Origin of the sequence: Oceanisphaera pacifica, assembly GCF_017498065.1 — a bacterium.
Lineage (GTDB): Bacteria > Pseudomonadota > Gammaproteobacteria > Enterobacterales > Aeromonadaceae > Oceanimonas > Oceanimonas pacifica.
Map to the genome: position 1 here is coordinate 15,813 of NZ_JAGDFX010000022.1, position 22,174 is coordinate 37,986.

The following is a 22,174-nucleotide window of genomic DNA, read 5'->3' on the forward strand; positions in this document are numbered from 1 at the left end:
AAAACTACTACTCCTTATCTGCGGTGCTGTTTAATCAAGTCAATAAAATGGGTAAACAAACCTGCCGCTTCATTGGGCCCAGGGCTGGCTTCGGGATGCCCCTGAAAGCTGAAGGCGGGCCGGTTAGTAAGTGCAATACCTTGTACGCTACCATCAAATAACGACCTGTGAGTCACCTGCACATTGAATGGCAAACTTGCTTCATCTACCGTAAAACCATGGTTTTGGCTGGTGATCATAACGGTATCCAGTGTCAAATCTTTTACCGGATGATTAGCCCCGTGATGACCAAATTTCATCTTAGTCGTGCTAGCACCACAAGCCAATGCCAATAACTGATGACCTAAACAAATGCCAAATATAGGAATATGTGTCTCCAGTAGTGCTTTAATCGCCCGAATGGCGTAGTCACAAGGCTGTGGGTCACCAGGGCCGTTAGATAAAAAGATACCATCAGGTTTAAGCGCAATAACCTCAGAGGCAGAAGTCTGTGCCGGAACCACTGTCACGCGACAGCCAAGCTCAACCAGTATGCGCAAAATATTACGCTTAACCCCATAATCGTAAGCCACGACATGATAGGGTAAATCTGCAGGCGTACACTCGCGATGGCCCTGACCTAAGCGCCAGCAGCCTTGCAGCCAAGTATAAGCCGTTTGAGTGGTCACAGATTTTGCTAAGTCAGTACCATTAAGACCAGGAAAAGCAGTAGCGGCGGCCAATGCAGTCGCTTCGTCTAACTCGGCACCCGCCATAATACATCCAGCCTGTGCGCCTTTCTCACGGAGAATTCGCGTCAGTTTTCGAGTGTCAATATCTGCAATCCCCACAATGTGCTGATCTTTAAGAAAATCAGATAGCGAGCATTGACTACGAAAATTTGAAGCTACTAGGGGTAAGTCTCTAATGATTAAGCCTTGAGCATGAATGAGGTTGGACTCTTCGTCTTCGCTATTGATACCGGTATTACCGATATGGGGGTAAGTCAGGGTGACTATTTGGTGGGAATAAGATGGATCGGTCAGAATTTCCTGATATCCCGTCATCGAGGTGTTAAATACCACTTCGCCAACGGAACACCCGTCGGCACCTATGGCGGTACCATAAAAGACGGTTCCGTCTTCTAGTACCAGCAATGCTGTATATTTCACGACAACCTCCAAGTTAACTTATTGATAAATAATCAATTCACCTGGTTGTCACGAGAAGTTACTATAATAAATATGTTCTTCTCGGCTTGTACTGGGCAAATTCTGCGCATTTTATATAGCTATGATGACATCAACAAATCATTTTATAAAAAACAGGTTAAACAGCACTAAAAATGCGGAATGCACCACAGAAATGATAAAAAACCAAAGAAAGTTTAAATATAAGTCTAATAAGCAACTAAACCGATAAAAATGTACACACAAAAGTAAACAATATTACTTGGGGATTGGGATTGGGATTGGGGATTAGAAAAAGAAGCGCCCGCTCAATGCAAAGGTAATCACTTTCTTTGTATTGAGCGGGCGCTTGATACTAGGTTACTTTAAATTCAATACGTCTTGCATATCGAATAAGCCGGCATCTTTTTTTGCCACCCACGCTGCCGCACGCACTGCGCCATTGGCAAAGGTTAAACGGTTAGAGGCTTTATGAGTAATTTCGAGGCGCTCGCCAATATCGGCAAACATAGCAGTATGTTCACCCACAATATCCCCTGCCCGCACAGTTGCAAAACCGATGGTATTAGAATCGCGTTCACCAGTAATGCCTTCGCGGCCATACACAGCGCAAGTTTTTAGATCCCGACCTAGCGTGTCTGCAATAACTTCACCCATGCTCAATGCCGTTCCCGAAGGAGCATCAACCTTATGGCGATGATGAGCTTCTAAAATTTCAATGTCGGTATAATCCCCCATCACCTTGGCGGCTTGCTCAAGTAATTTGAACATAACGTTAACGCCCACACTGTAGTTAGAAGCAATCACCATGGCGGTATCGGCTATTGCGGTTTGAATTTGTGCTTTTTGTTCCTCATCAAATCCAGTCGTGCCAATCACCAGTCGCTTACCATGCTGTTGTGCTAGGGCAATATTGGCTAAGGTAGCATCGGGACGAGTAAAGTCGATAATAACATCCACTTGATCCATCACCGCGCTCAAATCGTCAGTAACACTGACCCCTAAGCGCCCCACATTGGCCAACTCACCCGCATCAGCACCCAATACACTAGAGCCTGCATGCTCAATAGCTGCTGTTAGCATCACTCCTTGAGTCTGAGTCACTGACTCCACCAATACTTTTCCCATACGTCCGTTACAACCAGCGACGGCAATGCGAACCGAACTTGTCATGCTGTTCTTCCTTATTGATTAATGTCATCACCAGCAAATACGGTGGTGATCGATAAACGGTAAGCTGTAAGCTGTAAGCTGTAAGGCAGTATGATAAATTGGCTGACAGCTTATTGCTCGCGCTTATGGTCAGACTAAATAATATGAGGCAGAAGTTTGCCAGATAAGGCAAGGTTTGAAAACGACATTTAGCAGTGATAAAAAAACCGGCCTTAGCCGGTTTTTTATACTTTATGCGATTTCTAGCAGTTCAACTTCAAACACTAAGGTCGCACAAGGAGGAATAGCACCTGCGCCTTGCTCGCCATAAGCCAACTCATATGGTACATACAACTTCCACTTAGAACCCACAGGCATCAATTGCAGGGCTTCTACCCAGCCTTTGATCACGCCGTTGACTGGGAACTGTGCTGGTTCACCGCGCATAACAGAGCTGTCGAATACAGAACCATCAATAAAAGTACCGTGGTAATGTACGCTTACGGTATCAGTTTCAGATGGAGTAGCACCTTCACCTTTTACTAACACTTCGTATTGCAAGCCAGATTCGGTTTGCTCAACTTCTGCACGTGCGCCGTTAGTTCCTAAGAACTCAGCTTCTGCTTCTTTTGCTTTTGCAGACTCAGCCGCTTGTTTTTCTTGCATGCGCTGGGTGATCACTTGGAATGCACTGTTAATGTCTTCGCGAGACACAGCAAAATCAACACCTGCAATGGCATCAGCCAAACCTTGTTGAACGGCAGTTACATCTAAACCTTCAAAAGACTGCTGGGTTAGTTGATCACCGATTTGACGACCAACACCGTAGCTGGCCTTTAGCTCTACTGTCTCATATGACGACATGACGTTCCCTATTGGTTAGGTAAAAAACGCATGCTAACAAAATATCAGCGCCAGCTAAATGGTTATAGCGCGCACTTGGCCAATAATGCAGCGCCACGCACACCTCCGCTCCCGCCAAAAACCGGTGGAAGAATAGCTGCAGGCGTCACATTGCGCATAAGATAAGCCGGAATGCGATTAGTTAATTCTTGATATAACCAAGCCTCTTCACTCACGCCGCCACCCAGCACAATCACATCAGGGGCGAGCTGCGTCATTAGCGTGCCCAAGCCCGCAGCTAAAATATCACAATATAATGATACCGCTTTACAGGCATTAGCATTACCTTGCTGCCATGCGCGAATAATGGCGGGCCCTGTGGGTTCACTTACATTCAATACGTCGCCATTAAGTCCAGAGAGCCTTACTGACGTATCTAGGCTGGTTTGTAATACATACTGATATAGCCGAGCTAACCCTGTACCTGAGACATAGGTTTCTAAACAGCCTTGTAAACCACAGCCGCACCTAAACAATGGTAATTGTGGATTACGCGCTAATAGGCAAGCATTAATAGTACCATGACCAAATTCACCACTCCCCCCACGCAGACTATTAACTAACTGCCCGTTATGTATTAATGCCCCGCCAATGCCTGTTCCCAGTGTCAACGCCAAAGCCAGTTCGTACCCTGCTGCAGATCCACCATGATATTCTGATAATAAAAAGCAGTTAGCATCATTATCCGCCTGAATACGCCGCCCCAAACGCTGCTGCAGATCTTGTTGTACATTTTGTTCATGAATAACCGCTATATTGGGAGCCAATAGTCGACCATGCTTATCTTGGATACCAGGAAAGCCAATGCCAATTTGCCCATGGCGTTGCCAACGCTGATCGGCCTGTGTAATCCACTCGGTCAATAAGGAAAGAAAAGCCTCATAAGTGATATTCGGTGTCGGCTCTACAAAACGGGCTTGCTCTTGGCCTTGCTCATTAAATACGGCAAAGGCGATTTTAGTCCCCCCAATATCAATACCGTAATACATGCGACAGTTCCTTGCGTAAAACTCTAATGTTGAGTGAAGACATTAAGCTGTATTTGTTCCCTAATCTAGGATGTCAACATATCAAACAAGCATGCTATTGCTTAGATTCAGTCACAAGATGAGAAAACGAAGAAGTAAAATGCGGATGAACAATATGAAAGCAAAGAGAAGTAAACAGAATCACTATACGCTTTGCTCATACATAATATAGGCGTATACGCTTTGACACTTCTCTCACACTTTTTTACCAACACACTGCCAAGTTAATGGTCTTCTTGAGGTGCTATCTGTCCGACACTGTCTATGATTTTATCTGTTAATAACCATAGTGTGTACTGGTGTAGTTCAGGGTGCTGAGCCAGTGCGACTAAAAATGCCCCTCCTACTTCTCGATAACCTAACTCATAATTTTTTAATGTGGTGGGTGGAACCTGAAGTAACTCGGCAAATTTAGGTCGACTAAGCCCCATTACTTCTCGAATTTTTCGAATTTTCTTACCGACTAAGCTGGTATCTGGGTTCATATTGTTCACTCCTACCGACGTCTTTTAATAATATATTCCCATCCTTGGCCACTTTAAGTTTAACACTACAATCACTTGCCCGTTGTGCTATGGCCTAATTTTAATCATAGAACATCTAAAAATGATGCCCATGCACACTCAAAAGCACCAACACAACGTAAAACATTGCAAAAGCTGCGACTATTTTAGCCCATAAACCTAATTAGCGCCTTGTTAGCGCTAATAAAAAACGCTAGTCTTATCCCGTACGAGCATGAACAGCAGGATTAAGACGTTTACCTAAAAATATAACAACACATCCTGTACAGAAATAAAAAGAATTGCTCGTACATCACCCTCACGAGGTGTTTTCGTGATTAATACGGTGATACATTCATTTCGATTGAATCGAAAACTCATAAATGAGGAAGACAAGATGAAAAAGACAGTGGCTCCTTCTTTAATTGCAATTACACTTGCTGCCGCCGGTGTTTCCGCTAACGTACAGGCTCTTGACTGGTATGTAGGTGCTGGTGCAGGTTATGCCGAGTTCAGTGACATTGAACGTAACGCATCTGGCTTAGACGGTAATGGTGAAGCCCTTAGCCTATTCACCGGTTATAATGCTAACGAACACTTAGGCGTAGAGCTTGGCTTTAACTACTTTGGTGAAGATTTAGATACCAAAGCACTTAACTTATCCGCGATCGGTCGTTTACCGTTAAGCGAGCGCGTAGGTTTGTTTGGCGAATTGGGTACTTTGGGTTGGGACACGAGCGCAGGCTCTGGTGAAAAAGGCTTCTCCCCTATCTTTGGTGCCGGTGCAACCTACAGAGCGTCTGACTTAGTTGATGTGCAAGCACGCTACCGCCGCATTGAAGATATCGGTAAATATAGCACTAATGGCTTTAACACAGACGTGAATAACTTTATGTTAGAGCTGGTATTGCACCCTAACCGTGGTGAAAGTGCGCCAGCCGTTGTTCCTGTTGTTGCACAACCAACAGAAGTCACTTACGAAACTCGTACCGTGACAGCTGATGGTTCAATCTATTTTGGCTTTGATAAGTCTGACCTCTCTGCTGATTCTCGCGCAACTCTTGATGAAGTTGCCTTGTTCGCACAAGACAACCCAGACTATCAAGTAGAGCTGGCCGGTTATGCAGACCGTTTAGGTAATGCAGAATATAACCGCAAGCTGTCTGAACGCCGTGCATTGGCTGCAAAAGATTACTTGGTTGAGCGCGGTGTTGCTGCACAAAACATCCAAACTGCTTGGTATGGTAGTGAGCTTGCCGATGGCCAAACAGCTGCAGAACGTCAACGCGACCGTCGTGTAGATGCAAAAGCACAAGCGACTATCGAAGTTGAAATCATCGAGTAATCTCGCTGAACTACAATAATATTATAAAGCGGCTCTTCGGAGCCGCTTTTTTATTTAAAAACAATATTTTGAAAACAAGAGTCCGCTATGTCTTATGTCGTGGCATACTATGACACCTTCACTCACTATTCTTAAGACTTATCATGCGTTGCCATTGTGATAGCCAGCAGCCATTTGAACACTGCTGTCAGCCCTACCTCTCAGGGATAACAACACCTTCTTCCCCCTTAGCGCTGATGCGTTCTCGCTATAGTGCATTCGTGCTAGGTTTAGGCGACTATTTATTACACACTTGGCATCCCGATACGCGAGGTCAGTTAACCGCTGACGAGTTAAGCACACAGGGCCAAAATACTGAGTGGCTAGGCTTAACGATTATCTTTGCGACCAATGAGATGACAAGCACAACGAGTGTGGTAGAGTTTAAAGTGCGCTACCGTGAGCATGGCCGTGTAGCCTATTTACATGAGCGCTCTAACTTTGAGCTGTTATCTGGACGCTGGCTGTACCGAGACGGGTTAATTAATCCGCCTAAAATTAAGCTCAATCAAGCCTGCCCCTGTGGCGCTGCGCATCGTGCAACACCTAAAAAATATAAGCACTGCTGTGCTAAGCGCTCAGTATAGCGGCCTTATATACTGAAGAAACCCTATATACCTAATAGATTAATAGAGCACCAAAATGGAACGGAAAATACTGCTAACACACTGCCCAGATGCAAAGGGGCTAATCTCTAAAATAACCAATATTTGTTATAAGCATCAGCTTAATATTATGCGCAACGACGAATTTGTTGATTATGACAATGGTCACTTTTTTATGCGTACTGAGTTAGAAGGTTATTTTAATGATTACACCTTATTGGCCGACTTAGATGATGCCCTGCCCTCAGGTAGCGAACGCCGCTTAGTGCCCGCAGGTAATAAACGCGTGGTTATTATGGTGACTAAAGAAGCGCATTGTTTAGGTGATATTCTGATCAAGCAGTTTTCTGGCGCTTTGCAGCTCGATATTGTGGCAGTCGTGGGTAATTATAATGCACTAGCAAGCCTTACCGATAAGTTTGGGGTTCCCTATCACTGTGTGTCTCATGAAGGATTAAATCGTGCTGAGCATGAACAGCAGATAGCAGATATCATTGAGGGATATCAGCCAGATTATGTGGTGTTAGCCAAGTATATGCGCATTTTAAGCCCTGACTTTGTGGCCCGTTTTGAGCAGCGTTTAATCAATATTCACCACTCGTTTTTACCTGCTTTTATTGGCGCTAGCCCCTATCGTCAAGCATACGAACGCGGTGTAAAAATGATTGGCGCTACCGCACATTTTGTTACCAATGACTTAGACGAAGGCCCCATCATTGAACAAGACGTGATCCACGTTAATCATGTGTTTAGTGCCCAAGATATGGCTAAAGCAGGTCGCGATGTAGAGCGCTCCGTATTAAGTCGCGCCCTTAATTTAATTTTAGAAGAAAAAGTGTTTGTCTACGGCAACAAAACGGTCGTATTTAAATAACAGCGTATAACGCAACTGAACACTCTACGGCCTAAGCCGTCAGCCGTCAGCCGTCAGCCGTCAGCCGTCAGCCAAGGATAAAAAACACACCGTTAGCTTTGAGTGTTTTTCTTTTTAGCTTTGAGTGTTTATCTTTAACTGACAGCTTAAAGCTGACGGCTTAGAGCTGTTATTTCGGGCTGTTATTTCGGGCTGTTAGCAAAGGCGGCTAGCTGCTCGGGTGTGGCGGCTTGTTGGTACTTGGCTTTCCACTCATCGTAAGGCATGCCATACACGTGCTCGCGGGCTTGATCATAATCCATGGCCACCCCTTGCTCTTGTGCTGCTGCCAAGTACCATTTACTTAAACAATTACGGCAAAATCCAGCCAAGTTCATCAGGTCAATATTTTGTGCATCTTTGCGCGAATCTAAATGCGCCAGTAAAGTACGAAAAGCAGCCGCATCCAGTTCAAGTTGAGTTTGCTTATCCATTCTATTTCCCCTTATTTTATAACGTGCACGGTTATTCATGGTATTTCATGTCATTATAACAATATCTTTGCCAAGTATCGCCGTAAGCGCCAAGCTTAGCAGCCTCATTTATAATATAAGGTGGTGTAGATATGACAAAAAAACGCAGTCACTTTTTTGCCCATATGGCTCGTATGAAGTTAATTCAGCGCTGGCCACTAATGCGCAGCATAGCGCAAGAAAACGTCGCCGAGCACAGTTTGCAAGTCGCCATGGTCGCCCATGCGTTGGTGGTGATTAAAAATACCTTTTATAACGGCAACCTAGACCCAGCCAAAGCGGCCATGCAGGCCTTGTTTCACGACGCCAGTGAAGTGTTGACCGGTGACTTACCCACACCAGTCAAATACTTTAATGATGATATTTCTCGCGCTTACAAAGACATTGAAAGTAATGCTGAGCAAAGTTTGTTGCATATGTTGCCAAGCGATCTACAAGCCGCGTATGCACCCTTATTATGTGCTGAACATACCGATGACTACGCGCACTTAGTGAAGTCAGCTGATATTTTATGTGCCTACTTAAAGTGCGCTGAAGAATTGAGTGCAGGCAATAAAGAGTTTGCCGCTGCCCAAAAACGACTGTTAGCCATGCTTAATGAGCGCATGAATGATGAAATACGCTATTTTCTCGAGGTGTTTGTTCCCAGTTTTTCCCTCTCACTCGACGAAATCTCAAGCCCTGAGTTTTAACTTTCCTGCACACTTTAAAGACAGTAACTAACACTACTTTTGCCACGTAATACACGAACCAACACGGAATAGAGAGTAGGGAGAGACCTAAGAAGTACACCCTCCCCGCTCTATCTCAGCTTAGTTTTTGTGTATTGCGTGACGAAAAATTCATGAGTCCCAGCTTTTGTAAACTGACAGCTTAACGCTGACGGTTTATAGCTGTTACTCACCCAGCTTTTGGCGCGTGATTTCTTGTTCACTACTAAATTGACGACGCAGCTCGGCTTTACTCTTAATAGTAAGCTCGCCACCTTTACCTATGGTCATGTGTTCAGGATCTTCATTATGCAGTGCTTGCCAAAGCAACACAGCTTGCATGCTGTTCTCTTTTTGCTCTGCGGTTAATGATGCGCCGTCTGGCCATTTTCCTAGCTCTACCGCCGTTTTTAATCGCAAATAAACATCTTCTGGCATCTTTGCTACGGCCTGCTGAAATGATGACATTGGGTATCTCCTATTAGTGAGTTTCTTGATAAGAAACATAAGCCACAAACAACAAGGGCAGCTCATGGCTGCCCTTAATAAACACTTATATAATATAAGGTGCTTTGCCGCCTGTTACTGAGGTAAGTCTATCAGCTCAATTCCGGCCATTTTTTGCATCACACGTACCACTTGGCAGCTATAGCCAAATTCGTTGTCATACCACACATATAATACCGCACGATCCTCTTCAGCAATGGTAGCTAATGAGTCAACAATGCCTGCAAAGCGAGAGCCGACCATATCGGTCGATACCAATTCGCAACTGGTGCTGAAATCAATTTGCTGGTGCAAAGGGGAGTCCAGAGACATGGTTAACAAGTACTCATTAAGCTCATCAGCATTGGTCGGCTTATCTAAGTTCAGGTTAATCACCGCCATTGACACGTTAGGCGTAGGTACACGAATGGCGTTACCGGTCAGCTTTCCTTTTAACTCAGGTAATGCCTTAGCCACAGCAGAAGCCGCACCTGTACTGGTTAATACCATATTCAGTGCCGCACTACGACCACGGCGGTCACCTTTATGGAAGTTATCAATCAGGTTTTGATCGTTAGTATAAGAGTGTACGGTTTCTACGTGACCGTTCTTAACACCGTACTTATCGCTCACGGCTTTAAGGACAGGCGTAATAGCATTGGTGGTACAAGACGCGGCTGATACGATTAAGTCTTCAGGCAAAATCATATTATCATTCACACCAAATACGATGTTTTTGATATCACCTTTGCCAGGAGCCGTTAATAAGACTTTGGCTGCGCCCTTAGCTTTAAGGTGCAAACCTAGGCCTTCTTCATCACGCCAAATACCGGTGTTATCAACCACCAGGGCATCGTTAATGCCGTACTGAGTATAGTCGACTTCAGTCGGATTATTGGCATAAATCACCTGAATATAGGTACCGTTAGCAATAATGGCATGATTTTCTAGGTCAACTTCAATAGAGCCATTAAAAGGACCATGTACAGAGTCACGACGCAATAAGCTGGCACGTTTTTCTAAATCATCTGCCGAGCCACGCACCACAATGCCGCGTAAGCGCAGACCATGGTTACCACCAGAACGCTCAATTAACAGACGCGCAAGCAAACGACCAATACGACCAAAGCCATACAAAACCACATCTGTTGGCTGGCTGTTGTCATTACTCTCAATAGCAGAAGCAAGCTCAGTGCGTAAGAAATCAGCCAAGCCCGATTCATCAGTATGGGATTGCCAATAAGCGACCGCTAATTTACCTAAATCGATACTGGCTGGTGCAAGGTCTAGTTCACTCAGTGCCTTTAGTATCGGATAGCTCTGACTAACTAATAGTGCACTGCCTTCGTGGCGGCTGACCACACGGTGCGCCTTGATAATCTCAATGGTAGAGGCATTAAGTAGCGGACGCGCATGGACGCTAATTTCCACGCCCTGATCACGGTATAATTTGCCAATCAACGGCTGCATAGATTCTGCCAGCTCTTGGCTTTGTTGCCAAGCGGACAAGTAACTCTCGTGGGTCATCGACCAGATCCTTTTTATCAGGTAACTATCATGAGTATTGAAGCGTGCATGAGGTTAATAACCGTAAAAATGCCGCAACAGCTCTATTTAAGTGCGCCCATTTTAGTAGATAGGGGGTATGATTACCAGACTAAGGACAGCCATGAAGGTGCTCAAATGAACATCAAACACGCATTTTTGATGCTAATCACTCCCCTCTTCTTAGCGGCCTGTGACCGAGATCGCATCACCAAAATATGCAAGGACACACCACAATACTGTCAAGAGTTACACGAAGATAGCTGGTGCCGTTTTGAACGCACCGATCTTATTCGTTCTAGAAAGCAGCAATCAGAACAACCCAATGATGCCAATGACTATGATCTCCTTAATAAATTAAAGGTTTATAACGATTGCTTAGACCCACTTTTATCCATTGAGTACACGCGGCGTAAAGAGCGTAAAACCGACAAGGTAGATGCGGTATACCATGCACAACAAGCGATAACACAATTAGCAGCAGATACTGCAGATTCTGATTATCCTTATTTACTACTATGGCATTGGCAGCATCAAGGCAGCCTTAAAGCAAAAGCTCGGTTTTTAAAGTTAGCAGACAGACCTGAAATGCACTCACCTGAGCTACAGAATATCCTCGCTAAAATAATCATGCCCCGCGATAGCGCGGCCGCTGAGCAGGCATTGCACTTTGCGCTTAGCCTTTATGATGAGGGGGACACGATAGACAGCCATATTGTAGCTAATCTATTGACACTATATACCCGCCAACGGCGTTATCGAGAAGTATGGATTTGGTCAAGGGTATTGAAACAGCTAGAGCATGAAGAAAACATTGAGCTGGCACGTATGGATGCTTACGCCCAGTTTGATAATACTCAACAACAAGCGATGCAGGCGCAGGTGGAGCAAATCATGAAACAACTCGAACTCGGTCAATACCGGGTTCCGGAGTTCTCAGGGTCAGCTGATCTAGCACAATAGGTTAGCAAGTTTATAGCGGTTCAGATTGACGGCTGCGGCTATTTTTGTAACGTTGTAATCATCTATTATTTTATTCACTTCAGCTTAGAGTACAACTATGACAATTAAAATTGCGATTAATGGTTTTGGACGCATCGGTCGACTGATGTTTCGTGCCGCATGTGAACGTAACGACATGGAAGTAGTCGCCATCAACGACTTACAAGACGTTGATTATATGGCTTATATGTTGAGGTACGATTCAACCCATGGTCGTTTTCAAGGGGATGTTCAAGTAGAAGGTCAACAGTTAATTGTTAACGGTAAGCCAATACGTGTCACTGCCGAACGCGACCCTGCCAAGCTGAATTGGGGAGAAGTAAATGCAGATGTGGTGGCCGAAGCCACCGGCTTATTTATGACCGACGAAAAGGCGCGGTTACACATTCAAGCAGGGGCAAAAAAAGTGGTATTAACCGGCCCTTCTAAAGACGCCACACCTATGTTTGTTATGGGCGTTAACCAAGAAAAATATGCCGGTGAAGATATTGTATCAAATGCCTCTTGCACCACTAACTGTTTAGCGCCCTTAGCCAAGGTTATCAATGACAACTTTGGCATTATTGAAGGCTTGATGACCACAGTACATGCCATTACTGCCACGCAGAACACCGTGGATGGCCCGTCACAAAAAGACTGGCGCGGTGGCCGTGGCGCTAGCCAAAATATCATCCCCTCCTCAACCGGTGCCGCTAAGGCGGTGGGCAAAGTCATCCCAGAACTCAATGGTAAACTGACCGGCATGTCATTTCGTGTCCCCACACCTAACGTATCTGTCGTCGATCTCACCGTGCGTTTAGAGCAGGCTGCTAGCTACGAGGAGATTTGTAACACTCTTAAAGCTGCAGCACAGGGCGAGCTCAAAGGCATTCTGGGCTATACCGACGATGCCGTGGTATCAACTGACTTTGTGGGTGAAACCTGCACCAGTGTCTTTGATGCCGGTGCCGGTATCGCCCTTAACAACAACTTTGTTAAGTTAGTGGCTTGGTACGATAACGAAATGGGCTACTCTCACAAAACCCTAGACTTAATCGCCCATATCTCAAAGTAATACTAATCGCACTAAAGAAGTGGTCAGTTTTACTTGCTGTAAAAGCCGAACAAAGGGGTGATTCCACCGACACGCTGCAAGCACATCCATGTGACGCTCAACACATAACATCCCTGTTATGTGATGGTCGGTGGAGTCACTCCCTTTATCCGGCCATCCGACTCTGAGCTCAATAAGAGGCGACTGAGATCGCCTCCCACGACCGTGAAATGCCATGGACGGCATTTCCCGAGCCCCCATGGATGGGTTTATGGCGTGTCGTGGGAGGTGACTCAGTTTCCTTTTTTATGCATATTTTCAATAGAACAAATATTTAGTGTATTTGGTATAAGTCACTGACAGCGCCGAGCGCTTGGCGCCGAGCTAAAAAAAAAAGATTTTAATTAAATTATCTCTGGCTGGGTGCTTGGCGCTGAGCACTAAAAACAACCTCGATATTCAGTCTCTGCCATAGTAAAATGGCGAATTCGGCCGCTATTAGGTAGCGGCTTGCTGACCTGATATCAGAGATTAATTTCATGCCCAATACTTCTCCCCTACCCTTTACGCCCGAACTGCTCTCGCCTGCGGGCAGCTTAAAAAACATGCGTTATGCCTTTGCCTATGGTGCAGATGCCGTGTATGCCGGCCAACCGCGTTATTCACTGCGAGTGCGTAATAACGAGTTTAATCATGAAAACCTACAAATAGGCATTAACGAAGCCCATGCTTTGGGTAAAAAGTTTTATGTGGTGGTTAATATTCAACCCCATAATGCCAAGTTAAAAACCTTTATTCGCGATATGAAACCCGTGATAGACATGGGACCAGATGCCTTAATTATGTCTGATCCTGGGTTAATAATGTTGGTGCGTGAGCATTTTCCTGAAGTAACCATTCATCTGTCGGTACAAGCGAATGCCGTTAACTGGGCTTCGGTTAAATTTTGGCAAGACTATGGCATTGAACGTGTTATTTTATCTCGCGAACTCTCATTAGAAGAAATTGAAGAGATTCGAGCCCAATGCCCCAAGGTCGAATTAGAAGTCTTTGTGCATGGTGCTTTGTGCATGGCTTATTCAGGCCGCTGCTTACTCTCGGGCTATATTAATAAACGCGACCCTAACCAGGGCACTTGTACCAATGCTTGTCGTTGGGAATATAAAGTACATGATGCCAAAGAAGACGATGCCGGCCAAATTGTGCATCAGCAAGAACCCATAATGGTGCAACAAGTCGACCCAGCCGAAGACGCTCCCGCCGCGCCTACCCTAGGCATAGGTGCCCCTTATGAGCATCCGGTATTACTAGAAGAGAGTAATAGACCCGGTGAGTATATGGCGGCTTATGAAGACGAGCACGGCACTTATATAATGAACTCCAAAGATTTGCGTGCGGTACAATATGTCGAGCGGTTAACACAGATGGGCGTACATTCATTAAAAATTGAAGGCCGTACTAAGTCTTTTTACTATGTGGCTCGTACCGCTCAGGTTTATCGCAAAGCTATTGATGATGCTGTGACGGGTAAACCCTTTGATGCCAGCCTAATGAGCACCTTAGAAAACTTAGCTCATCGTGGTTATACCGAAGGTTTTTTAAAGCGTCATGCGCACAGTGATTACCAAAACTACGAAACCGGACATTCGGTTTCTAGCCAGCAGCAATTTGTGGGGGATATCACTCGCCGCGATGGTGATTGGGTAGAAGTTGAGGTAAAAAATAAGTTTATGGTGGGCGATCAGTTAGAGCTTATGACCCCTGCTGGCAATATTAGCTTCACCTTAGAGCAGATCAAAAATCGCAAGGGCGAATACGTTGAGGTGGCGCCTGGCAGTGGCCATGTGGTGTATATTCCACTGGCTCAAGAAGTAGACGCCGACTTTGCTATTCTACTGCGCCATTTACGCTAAACCTTACTCTGCGCCCATAAAAAAGCCGAGACCTTAGTCTCGGCTTTTTTGTTCATATTAAACACGGCGAGTATTACTCGACTGGTTTTTCTTGTTCAGCCGGTGCTGTGGCTTCTGCTTGAGCTGGTGCAGAAGTAGAAGCTTTCACTGTTTCATCCGCTGGGGCAGCAGTTTCAACTACTGGCTCAGCGGCAGCTTCAGTTACTGGAGCTTCTGGCGTTTCAGGTGCGGCTTCAGGTTCTTTCGCTTCTTTAATCGATAAGCGAATGCGACCTTGGCGGTCAACTTCTAACACCTTCACCTTAACGCTGTCACCCACACTCAAATGATCCGATACGTTTTTAACACGTTCTTCGGTAATTTGAGAAATATGCACCAAGCCATCTTTGCCAGGCAAAATATTCACAAAGGCGCCAAAGTCGGCTAAACGCACCACCTGACCTTGGTAAATGGTGCCCGGCTCAACTTCTGCAGTCAGTTGTTGAATACGAGTGATAGCAAGTTTAGCCGCTTCACCGTCTGTGGCGGCAATTTTAACGGTACCATTGTCGTCTAGTTCAATAGTGGTGCCGGTTTCTTCGGTTAGCGCACGAATGGTGGCACCGCCTTTACCGATCACATCACGAATTTTCTCGGGCTTGATCTTAATGATATGAATACGAGGCGCAAAATCAGAGATATCTTCACGAGGTGCTTGAAGTGCACCGTCCATGACATCAAGAATATGCAAACGTGCGTTGCGAGCCTGCTTAAGGGCTTTTTCCATGATGTCTTTGGTGATGCCTTCAATTTTTATGTCCATTTGCAACGCAGTAATGCCTTGCTTAGTACCGGCCACTTTAAAGTCCATATCACCAAGGTGATCTTCATCGCCTAAAATATCAGACAAGACTACATAGTCTTCGCCTTCTTTTACCAAGCCCATGGCAATGCCCGCCACAGAAGCTTTAATAGGAACACCTGCATCCATAAGTGCTAATGAGGTACCACAAACAGAAGCCATAGAAGAAGAGCCGTTAGACTCGGTAATTTCTGAAACGACACGCACTGTGTATGGGAATACATCGGCACCTGGCATAACAGCGGCTACGCCACGCTTAGCCAAACGACCATGACCAATTTCACGGCGTTTAGGGCTGCCCACCATGCCGGTTTCACCCACACAATAAGGAGGGAAGTTATAATGCAGCATAAAGCGATTGGTGCGAGCACCGGTTAGCTCATCAATCATTTGTGCGTCGCGCTCTGTACCCAGAGTCGCCGTTACTAACGATTGAGTTTCACCACGGGTAAACAAAGATGAACCATGGGTGCGAGGTAGCAAGCCGGTTGCCACATTGAGTGCGCGTATCATATCGGGTTCACGACCATCAATACGCGGCTCACCGCGTACTACACGGCCTCGTACAATTTGCTTTTCAAGCTCGCCAAGTTGCTCATATACTTCTTTAGCACTTAAATCACCATCATTGGCCAGCACAGCACTCACGGCTTGACCTTTAATGACATTAATCGCATCACGACGTTCTGTTTTATCGGTAATACGATACGCATTGCCCAGATCTTCTGTCGCCAACTCTGCCACTTGTGCTTTAAGGGCGGTATTTTCAACTTTTGGCTGCCAGTTCCACGCAGGCGTGGCCACTTCAGCGGCAAATTCTTTAATCGCCTGAATGGCAGTATTTAATTGCTCGTGACCATAGACTACGGCACCCAACATCACGTCTTCTGGTAAAATATTTGCTTCAGATTCTACCATTAGTACGGCGTTTTCAGTTCCCGCCACCACTAAGTCTAGTTCGCTGTTTTCCAGCTCACTGACACTTGGGTTAAGCACATACTCGCCATTCATATAACCCACGCGTGCGGCACCAATAGGGCCGGCAAACGGCATACCTGAAATAGCCAGCGCCGCTGAGGTTCCCAACAATGAAATAATATCTGGGGCAACTTCAGGATTAACCGACACCACAGTTGCGATAATCTGAACTTCATTTTTGAACCCATCGGGAAACAAAGGACGGATCGGACGGTCAATTAACCGTGATGTCAGTGTTTCGCCTTCCGTAGGGCGGCCTTCACGCTTAAAAAAGCTACCAGGAATACGGCCAGCGGCATAGGTACGCTCTTGGTAGTTGACGGTTAGCGGAAAAAAGTCTTTGCTTTCATCGGCTTGGCGCTTGCCAACCACAGTCACTAATACAGCAGTATCACCGATGCTGGCCATTACTGCACCAGTAGCCTGGCGGGCAATCACACCCGTTTCAAGCGTTACCGTATGTTCACCATACTGGAAAGTTTTTACGATAGGATTCACGTTGTAGATTCCTTAATATATTTAATCTTTTAATTTAGCCATACAGTATACTTTATTATCGATTAAAGCACAGCGCGGCCGTCATCAGAGTCGAAAATCAGGCAACAAAAAAGGGCCCTAAGGCCCTTTTTATTAAACTGAATGTGTCGATTAACGACGCAGACCCAGTTTAGCGATCAGTGCACTGTAACGCGCAACGTCTTTACGCTTTAGGTAGTCCAGCAAGCTACGACGCTGGGATACCATGCGCAGCAGACCACGACGGCTGTGATGATCATGGATGTGCTGCTTAAAGTGACCTTGCAGGTGGTTGATTTGTGCGCTTAGCAGAGCAACCTGAACTTCAGGTGAACCTGTATCGCCTTCAGCACGTGCATGGTCAGCAACAATTTGGGCTTTAGTTTCAGCGTTTAGTGACATCTTTTGTACTCCAAAGAGATGAATGATTTTCCAGCCGATCACTAATTCAGCAGGAAGCGAGCTGCGCATTCTACCAGTTAAGCCGGTGTTGGCAACCAGAAAATAGCGTTACCAACAAATGAATGACTGCACGGTCGCAAGGATCAAAAAAATTTACAACAGAACCCACAGAAGAACACGGAAAAATAAAGATAAGTTCAAAAATATATTCTATTTTTAAGACCTAAAGTATCGCGGTAATCCTGAAGCCAAATCAAATGTAGCTCTTTGTCATCTTTAGCGCTGACCGCTTGGTTATCGGCCAACACTCAGCTACAGACTACCCTAATGGCTTGCTCTTACCAATAAAATATCTTAGTAATTTTCGCTCTTATCTCAGCTTAATTTTTCCGTGGATTCCGTTGCGAAGGAGCTCTAAGGTCTATTAACGGATCAGACGTTTAGGGGCAACTTTGCCATCGTCATCAATTTCGCCCACACCAATAAAGCGACGCTCTTCGCCCACTGTCATTCTTACCTGTCCCTCAAGCGGTGCACCTGAGACTTGAACCGCTTGGCCGTGAAGAATATAACCGGCAACCAACTCAGACATATTCACTTCCACAAGGCTAGCAACGGCGGTGTCCATGGGTAGCAAAAGCGGGTCTAGCTCAAGGCGAGGTAATATTTCTTGCTCGCGACAATCAGCTAACATACGGTCTAGCTGTTCAAGTGTCACCATACGCTCTGTGGGATAAGTGGCAACCGCTAAGCGACGTAATACCGCCACATGCGCCCCACAACCCAGAGCTTCACCAAGATCATCAACAATGGTACGAATATAGGTGCCTTTACTGCAGTGCACCTCTAACTCAACTTCATCCTCGTCAAAGCGTATCAACGTCAGCTCATACACAGTGATCGGACGTGACTCTCGAGGCACCTCTATGCCTTCGCGAGCATATTGATATAACGGCTTTCCTTGATACTTCAGCGCCGAATACATAGAAGGAATTTGCTCACTTTGACCACGAAATGGCTCCAGTGCCGCAGCTAATTCTTGTTCCGTTACATTAACCGGCCTCGTTTCCACCACTTCGCCATCGGCATCGCTAGTATTAGTACGCTGCCCTAGTTTAGCGACCACACGGTAACGCTTATCGGCTTCCAGTAAGAACTGCGAAAATTTAGTCGCCTCACCTAAGCAAATGGGCAGCATACCGGTGGCTAAGGGATCCAATGCTCCCGTATGTCCGGCTTTAGCCGCAGCATAAATACGCTTAACCTGCTGTAATGCATCATTAGAAGTAATGCCAGCAGGCTTATCTAATAACAAGATGCCGTCTACTTCACGGCCACGAAATCGACGCTGACGCCCCATGGTTAATCCTTATTCTCTTGTTCTTGATCGTCTTCACTGCGCCCGCTTTCTTTTATCCGGCGATTATCTTCAGCAATGGTATTAGACACCAAGCTTGAGATACGCACCCCTTCTACTAGGCTCTGATCATAAGCAAAGCGTAGCTCTGGTGTAATACGCAGCCGCATTGCTTTACCCACAAGCGAGCGAATAAAACCACTGGCATCTTGTAACACCTTCATGCCTTCGGCAATTTTACTCGGATCATTTTCTAAGAAGGTGACAAAGACTTTGGCATAACTTAAGTCTTTTGATAAATCGACACCTGATACGGTGACCAATTTAAGACGGTCATCTTTAATTTCCCGCTGCAGGATCATCGCTATTTCTTTTTGCAATTCCTGACCAACCCGGCGGGCACGGCTAAATTCTTTTGCCATAATGCTGTTATCCCATTAAAAAAGGAGCCTTTAGGCCCCTTAATATTAAATTAGGTGACAAAAGAGTAGCAGCTTTACAAGCTATACTCTTTCGACGCCCAGCATAACTGAGCGTCGGCGTCGCCCTTATAGGGTGCGCTGTACTTCTACAATTTGGAAGACTTCTATTTGGTCGCCCGTACGTACGTCATTGTAGTTTTTAACGGCGATACCACATTCCATGCCATTACGCACTTCTTGCACATCGTCTTTAAAGCGACGCAGTGATTCAAGCTCACCTTCATAGATAACCACGTTATCACGCAGCACTCGAATCGGATTACTGCGCTTAACGTTACCTTCGGTAACCATACAACCGGCCACAGCACCAAACTTAGGCGAGCGGAATACGTCACGTACTTCAGCAAGACCAATAATCTCTTGCTTAAATTCAGGTGCCAGCATACCGGTCATAGCCAGCTTCACTTCATCAAGCAGCTCATAAATCACGCTGTAGTAACGCAAGTCGATGTCTTCTGCTTCAATCATTTTACGTGCAGAGGCATCGGCACGTACGTTAAAGCCTAAGATAATCGCATTAGAAGCCGCCGCTAAGCTTACGTCAGTACCGGTAATACCGCCTACACCAGAACCAATGATCTTCACTTTCACTTCGTCAGTGGACAGCTTTTGTAGTGAATCAGCAATGGCTTCAATAGAACCTTGTACATCAGCTTTCAGTACTAGGTTCACTTCAGCAACTTGGCCTTCTTCCATGTTAGCAAACATGTTTTCAAGCTTAGCAGTTTGCTGACGTGCCAGCTTCACATCACGGAACTTACCTTGACGATACAGCGCTACTTCACGGGCTTTTTTCTCATCGCGTACTACTGTGGCTTCATCACCCGCCGCAGGTACACCAGATAAACCTAAAATTTCTACCGGAATAGAAGGCCCTGCCGTTTTCACATCACGACCTAGCTCATCACGCATCGCACGTACTCGGCCATACTCTAAGCCACACAATACGATGTCACCTTGGTTCAGCGTACCTTCTTGCACCAAGATAGTCGCAACCGGGCCACGACCTTTATCAAGGCGAGACTCAATGACCACGCCCGATGCCATGCCTTCGCGTATTGCTTTTAGCTCTAGTACTTCTGCTTGTAGCAATACTGACTCGAGTAGCTCATCAATGCCATCACCGGTTTTAGCCGAGATATAAGCAAAAATGTTTTCACCGCCCCAGTCTTCAGACATAACACCGTGTTGAGCCAGCTCATTTTTAACACGATCAATATCTGCTTCTGGTTTATCCATCTTGTTTACGGCAACAATGAGTGGCACTTCAGCGGCTTTCGCGTGCTGAATGGCTTCCACTGTTTGCGGCATAACACCATCGTCTGCTGCCACCACCAAGATAACAATATCGGTAGCGCTTGCACCACGTGCACGCATTGAGGTAAAGGCGGCGTGACCTGGGGTATCTAGGAACGTAATAGAACCATTGTCGGTATCTACGTGGTAAGCACCAATGTGCTGAGTAATACCACCGGCTTCGCCTGATGCGACTTTAGCGCGACGAATATAGTCAAGGGTAGAAGTTTTACCGTGATCAACGTGACCCATAATGGTAACTACGGGTGCGCGAGTTTGGCTTTCAGCATTGGTATCGCGATCAGACAATACATGCTCTTCTAACTCGTTTTCGCGGCGCAGTGTCACTTTGTGACCCATTTCTTCTGCCACTAGCTGTGCTGTCTCTTGATCAATCACCTGATTAATGGTCGCCATGGCGCCCATTTTCATCATCACCTTGATAACAGCGGCACCCTTAACGGCCATTTTGTTTGCCAACTCAGCAACAGTAATGGTTTCGCCAATTTCAACGTCACGGTTAACCGTTTGTGCCGGCTTTTGAAAGCCATGCTTCATTGAGTTAGGCATAGACACTTTCGCGCGTTTACCTTTACGCATACGCTCATTGCGGCTTTCGCGGTTTTCACGATCTTCTTTATTTCTACCGCCTTTGCGCTTCTTGCCACCTGTGATGCGACGTGCTTTTTGCTCTTCGCTTTTATCAGCTTCGTCTTCTGCTGCTTTAGCGTGAGCATTGGTCATCACATGATAATCCGCTTGCTCTTCTGGCTTTTTCTCAGCGGCGGCTTCTTCGGCCCAGCGCTTTTCATTTTCTTCAGCCAGTTTACGCACTTCTTCCGCTTTATCTTTGGCATCTTGCTCAGCTTTGCGCAAAATTTCTTGTTCACGCTGCTGCTTTAACTTTTCTGCTTCGCTCTTCGCCATCTGGTCCACCTTTTTCTGCTCTTTGCTTTTGGGGTCTTTCCCCTGCTCTTTGGTGTTCTGAGCTTGCAGCTGAGCCTGGCGGGCTTTTTCTTCCGCGTCACGCTTGGCTTTTTCTTGTGCTTCACGTTTAGCTTTATCTTGTGCTTCACGTTTGGCTTGCTCTTCGGCTTCACGACGAGCCTGCGCTTCTGCTTCTAGACGCGCTTGCTCTTCAGCTTCCTGCTGACGCTGCTGCTCTTCAACCGCATCACGTCTTACGTAGGTTCGCTTTTTTCGTACTTCAACCTGAACAGCTTTGCTCTTTCCACCAACCACAGGCACCTTTAAGGTACTCATGGTTTTACGCTGCAACGTCATACGCTTAGGCTCTTCGGCCTGCGCACCGTGCTGCTTTTTTAAATGATTCAGCAATTCGGCCTTTTCGGTTTCCGATACGCTATCACCGGTCGTCTTTTCAATACCGGCTTCACGAAACTGCTGTACAAGACGATCAACCGATGTGTCTATGTCGCTGGCGAGCTGCGATAATGTAACTTCTGCCATTCATTTACCTCCG

The 22,174-nt window shown here is 45.9% G+C and carries 20 protein-coding genes; 7 read left to right on the forward strand and 13 right to left on the reverse strand.

Going from position 1 to position 22,174, the window contains the following annotated elements; genetic code table 11:
* Positions 1 to 14: 14 nt before the first annotated feature.
* The 5 genes from carA to J3U76_RS13675 all read right to left on the reverse strand — a co-directional run bounded on the left by carA (position 15) and on the right by J3U76_RS13675 (position 4,737).
* Positions 15 to 1,151 (reverse strand): glutamine-hydrolyzing carbamoyl-phosphate synthase small subunit, encoded by a 1,137-nt coding sequence (gene carA / locus J3U76_RS13655; RefSeq protein ID WP_208006531.1) that lies wholly within the window; start codon positions 1,149 to 1,151, stop codon positions 15 to 17.
* Between the two features lie 378 nt (positions 1,152 to 1,529).
* A complete protein-coding gene (gene dapB / locus J3U76_RS13660; protein WP_208006532.1) occupies positions 1,530 to 2,342 on the reverse strand; it encodes a 4-hydroxy-tetrahydrodipicolinate reductase in 813 nt (270 codons plus the stop codon).
* A 231-nt stretch (positions 2,343 to 2,573) separates the two neighbouring features.
* The gene (gene bamJ / locus J3U76_RS13665) at positions 2,574 to 3,185 is read right to left on the reverse strand and encodes a BamJ family beta-barrel-assembly machinery protein (protein WP_208006533.1); all 612 of its coding nucleotides are present in this window, start codon (positions 3,183 to 3,185) and stop codon (positions 2,574 to 2,576) included.
* A 62-nt stretch (positions 3,186 to 3,247) separates the two neighbouring features.
* On the reverse strand, positions 3,248 to 4,213 hold the full coding sequence (locus J3U76_RS13670) for an ROK family protein (protein ID WP_208006534.1): 966 nt from the start codon (positions 4,211 to 4,213) through the stop codon (positions 3,248 to 3,250).
* A 263-nt stretch (positions 4,214 to 4,476) separates the two neighbouring features.
* Positions 4,477 to 4,737 (reverse strand): helix-turn-helix domain-containing protein, encoded by a 261-nt coding sequence (locus tag J3U76_RS13675; RefSeq protein WP_208006535.1) that lies wholly within the window; start codon positions 4,735 to 4,737, stop codon positions 4,477 to 4,479.
* Between the two features lie 415 nt (positions 4,738 to 5,152).
* Here J3U76_RS13675 and J3U76_RS13680 point away from each other — a divergent pair, with 415 nt between their 5' ends.
* The 3 genes from J3U76_RS13680 (at position 5,153) to purU (ending at position 7,618) form a co-directional block, all read left to right on the forward strand.
* Complete coding sequence (locus J3U76_RS13680) at positions 5,153 to 6,100, forward strand: OmpA family protein (RefSeq protein ID WP_208006536.1); 948 nt, start codon at positions 5,153 to 5,155, stop codon at positions 6,098 to 6,100.
* 143 nt (positions 6,101 to 6,243) lie between these two features.
* A complete protein-coding gene (locus J3U76_RS13685) occupies positions 6,244 to 6,726 on the forward strand; it encodes a YchJ family protein (RefSeq protein WP_208006537.1) in 483 nt (160 codons plus the stop codon).
* Between the two features lie 55 nt (positions 6,727 to 6,781).
* Positions 6,782 to 7,618 (forward strand): formyltetrahydrofolate deformylase, encoded by an 837-nt coding sequence (gene purU / locus J3U76_RS13690; RefSeq protein ID WP_208006538.1) that lies wholly within the window; start codon positions 6,782 to 6,784, stop codon positions 7,616 to 7,618.
* A 182-nt stretch (positions 7,619 to 7,800) separates the two neighbouring features.
* On the opposite strand, the gene J3U76_RS13695 is transcribed toward purU, so the two are convergent.
* On the reverse strand, positions 7,801 to 8,091 hold the full coding sequence (locus J3U76_RS13695; protein WP_208006539.1) for a DUF1244 domain-containing protein: 291 nt from the start codon (positions 8,089 to 8,091) through the stop codon (positions 7,801 to 7,803).
* Positions 8,092 to 8,222: 131 nt separating this feature from the next.
* On the opposite strand from J3U76_RS13695, the gene yfbR reads away from it, so the two are divergent.
* A complete protein-coding gene (gene yfbR / locus J3U76_RS13700; RefSeq protein ID WP_208006540.1) occupies positions 8,223 to 8,822 on the forward strand; it encodes a 5'-deoxynucleotidase in 600 nt (199 codons plus the stop codon).
* A 204-nt stretch (positions 8,823 to 9,026) separates the two neighbouring features.
* Here yfbR and J3U76_RS13705 read toward each other — a convergent pair whose 3' ends face one another.
* Both J3U76_RS13705 and J3U76_RS13710 read right to left on the reverse strand, forming a co-directional pair.
* The gene (locus J3U76_RS13705) at positions 9,027 to 9,308 is read right to left on the reverse strand and encodes a YeaC family protein (RefSeq protein WP_208006541.1); all 282 of its coding nucleotides are present in this window, start codon (positions 9,306 to 9,308) and stop codon (positions 9,027 to 9,029) included.
* Positions 9,309 to 9,422: 114 nt separating this feature from the next.
* Positions 9,423 to 10,853 (reverse strand): glyceraldehyde-3-phosphate dehydrogenase, encoded by a 1,431-nt coding sequence (locus J3U76_RS13710; protein WP_208006542.1) that lies wholly within the window; start codon positions 10,851 to 10,853, stop codon positions 9,423 to 9,425.
* A gap of 30 nt (positions 10,854 to 10,883) precedes the next feature.
* Here J3U76_RS13710 and J3U76_RS13715 point away from each other — a divergent pair, with 30 nt between their 5' ends.
* The 3 genes from J3U76_RS13715 to trhP all read left to right on the forward strand — a co-directional run bounded on the left by J3U76_RS13715 (position 10,884) and on the right by trhP (position 14,819).
* Positions 10,884 to 11,834 (forward strand): DUF2989 domain-containing protein, encoded by a 951-nt coding sequence (locus tag J3U76_RS13715; RefSeq protein ID WP_208006543.1) that lies wholly within the window; start codon positions 10,884 to 10,886, stop codon positions 11,832 to 11,834.
* A gap of 97 nt (positions 11,835 to 11,931) precedes the next feature.
* Entirely contained in the window at positions 11,932 to 12,927 is a 996-nt protein-coding gene (gene gap, locus J3U76_RS13720) for a type I glyceraldehyde-3-phosphate dehydrogenase (RefSeq protein WP_208006544.1), read from the forward strand.
* A gap of 518 nt (positions 12,928 to 13,445) precedes the next feature.
* Positions 13,446 to 14,819 (forward strand): prephenate-dependent tRNA uridine(34) hydroxylase TrhP, encoded by a 1,374-nt coding sequence (gene trhP / locus J3U76_RS13725; RefSeq protein WP_208006545.1) that lies wholly within the window; start codon positions 13,446 to 13,448, stop codon positions 14,817 to 14,819.
* A gap of 73 nt (positions 14,820 to 14,892) precedes the next feature.
* On the opposite strand, the gene pnp is transcribed toward trhP, so the two are convergent.
* The 5 genes from pnp to infB all read right to left on the reverse strand — a co-directional run bounded on the left by pnp (position 14,893) and on the right by infB (position 22,161).
* Entirely contained in the window at positions 14,893 to 17,136 is a 2,244-nt protein-coding gene (gene pnp / locus J3U76_RS13730) for a polyribonucleotide nucleotidyltransferase (protein WP_341534358.1), read from the reverse strand.
* Positions 17,137 to 17,286: 150 nt separating this feature from the next.
* On the reverse strand, positions 17,287 to 17,556 hold the full coding sequence (rpsO, locus tag J3U76_RS13735) for a 30S ribosomal protein S15 (protein ID WP_104484866.1): 270 nt from the start codon (positions 17,554 to 17,556) through the stop codon (positions 17,287 to 17,289).
* A gap of 424 nt (positions 17,557 to 17,980) precedes the next feature.
* Complete coding sequence (gene truB, locus J3U76_RS13740) at positions 17,981 to 18,916, reverse strand: tRNA pseudouridine(55) synthase TruB (RefSeq protein WP_208006546.1); 936 nt, start codon at positions 18,914 to 18,916, stop codon at positions 17,981 to 17,983.
* 2 nt (positions 18,917 to 18,918) lie between these two features.
* On the reverse strand, positions 18,919 to 19,335 hold the full coding sequence (gene rbfA / locus J3U76_RS13745) for a 30S ribosome-binding factor RbfA (protein WP_208006547.1): 417 nt from the start codon (positions 19,333 to 19,335) through the stop codon (positions 18,919 to 18,921).
* Positions 19,336 to 19,461: 126 nt separating this feature from the next.
* Positions 19,462 to 22,161: a translation initiation factor IF-2 gene (infB, locus tag J3U76_RS13750; RefSeq protein ID WP_208006548.1), complete on the reverse strand. Its 2,700-nt coding sequence runs from the start codon at positions 22,159 to 22,161 to the stop codon at positions 19,462 to 19,464.
* Positions 22,162 to 22,174: the final 13 nt, after the last annotated feature.

Excerpts from the sequence above, each read along its gene's own strand:
- bamJ (WP_208006533.1), bottom strand. The coding sequence starts at position 3,185 with ATGTCGTCATATGAGACAGTAGAGCTAAAGGCCAGCTACGGTGTTGGT.
- J3U76_RS13670 (WP_208006534.1), bottom strand. The coding sequence starts at position 4,213 with ATGTATTACGGTATTGATATTGGGGGGACTAAAATCGCCTTTGCCGTA.
- J3U76_RS13705 (WP_208006541.1), bottom strand. The coding sequence starts at position 9,308 with ATGTCATCATTTCAGCAGGCCGTAGCAAAGATGCCAGAAGATGTTTAT.
- J3U76_RS13695 (WP_208006539.1), bottom strand. The coding sequence starts at position 8,091 with ATGGATAAGCAAACTCAACTTGAACTGGATGCGGCTGCTTTTCGTACT.
- yfbR (WP_208006540.1), top strand. The coding sequence starts at position 8,223 with ATGACAAAAAAACGCAGTCACTTTTTTGCCCATATGGCTCGTATGAAG.
- infB (WP_208006548.1), bottom strand. The coding sequence starts at position 22,161 with ATGGCAGAAGTTACATTATCGCAGCTCGCCAGCGACATAGACACATCG.
- trhP (WP_208006545.1), top strand. The coding sequence starts at position 13,446 with ATGCCCAATACTTCTCCCCTACCCTTTACGCCCGAACTGCTCTCGCCT.
- gap (WP_208006544.1), top strand. The coding sequence starts at position 11,932 with ATGACAATTAAAATTGCGATTAATGGTTTTGGACGCATCGGTCGACTG.
- J3U76_RS13675 (WP_208006535.1), bottom strand. The coding sequence starts at position 4,737 with ATGAACCCAGATACCAGCTTAGTCGGTAAGAAAATTCGAAAAATTCGA.
- J3U76_RS13715 (WP_208006543.1), top strand. The coding sequence starts at position 10,884 with ATGAGTATTGAAGCGTGCATGAGGTTAATAACCGTAAAAATGCCGCAA.
- J3U76_RS13685 (WP_208006537.1), top strand. The coding sequence starts at position 6,244 with ATGCGTTGCCATTGTGATAGCCAGCAGCCATTTGAACACTGCTGTCAG.
- dapB (WP_208006532.1), bottom strand. The coding sequence starts at position 2,342 with ATGACAAGTTCGGTTCGCATTGCCGTCGCTGGTTGTAACGGACGTATG.
- truB (WP_208006546.1), bottom strand. The coding sequence starts at position 18,916 with ATGGGGCGTCAGCGTCGATTTCGTGGCCGTGAAGTAGACGGCATCTTG.
- J3U76_RS13710 (WP_208006542.1), bottom strand. The coding sequence starts at position 10,853 with ATGACCCACGAGAGTTACTTGTCCGCTTGGCAACAAAGCCAAGAGCTG.
- J3U76_RS13680 (WP_208006536.1), top strand. The coding sequence starts at position 5,153 with ATGAAAAAGACAGTGGCTCCTTCTTTAATTGCAATTACACTTGCTGCC.
- rbfA (WP_208006547.1), bottom strand. The coding sequence starts at position 19,335 with ATGGCAAAAGAATTTAGCCGTGCCCGCCGGGTTGGTCAGGAATTGCAA.
- purU (WP_208006538.1), top strand. The coding sequence starts at position 6,782 with ATGGAACGGAAAATACTGCTAACACACTGCCCAGATGCAAAGGGGCTA.
- rpsO (WP_104484866.1), bottom strand. The coding sequence starts at position 17,556 with ATGTCACTAAACGCTGAAACTAAAGCCCAAATTGTTGCTGACCATGCA.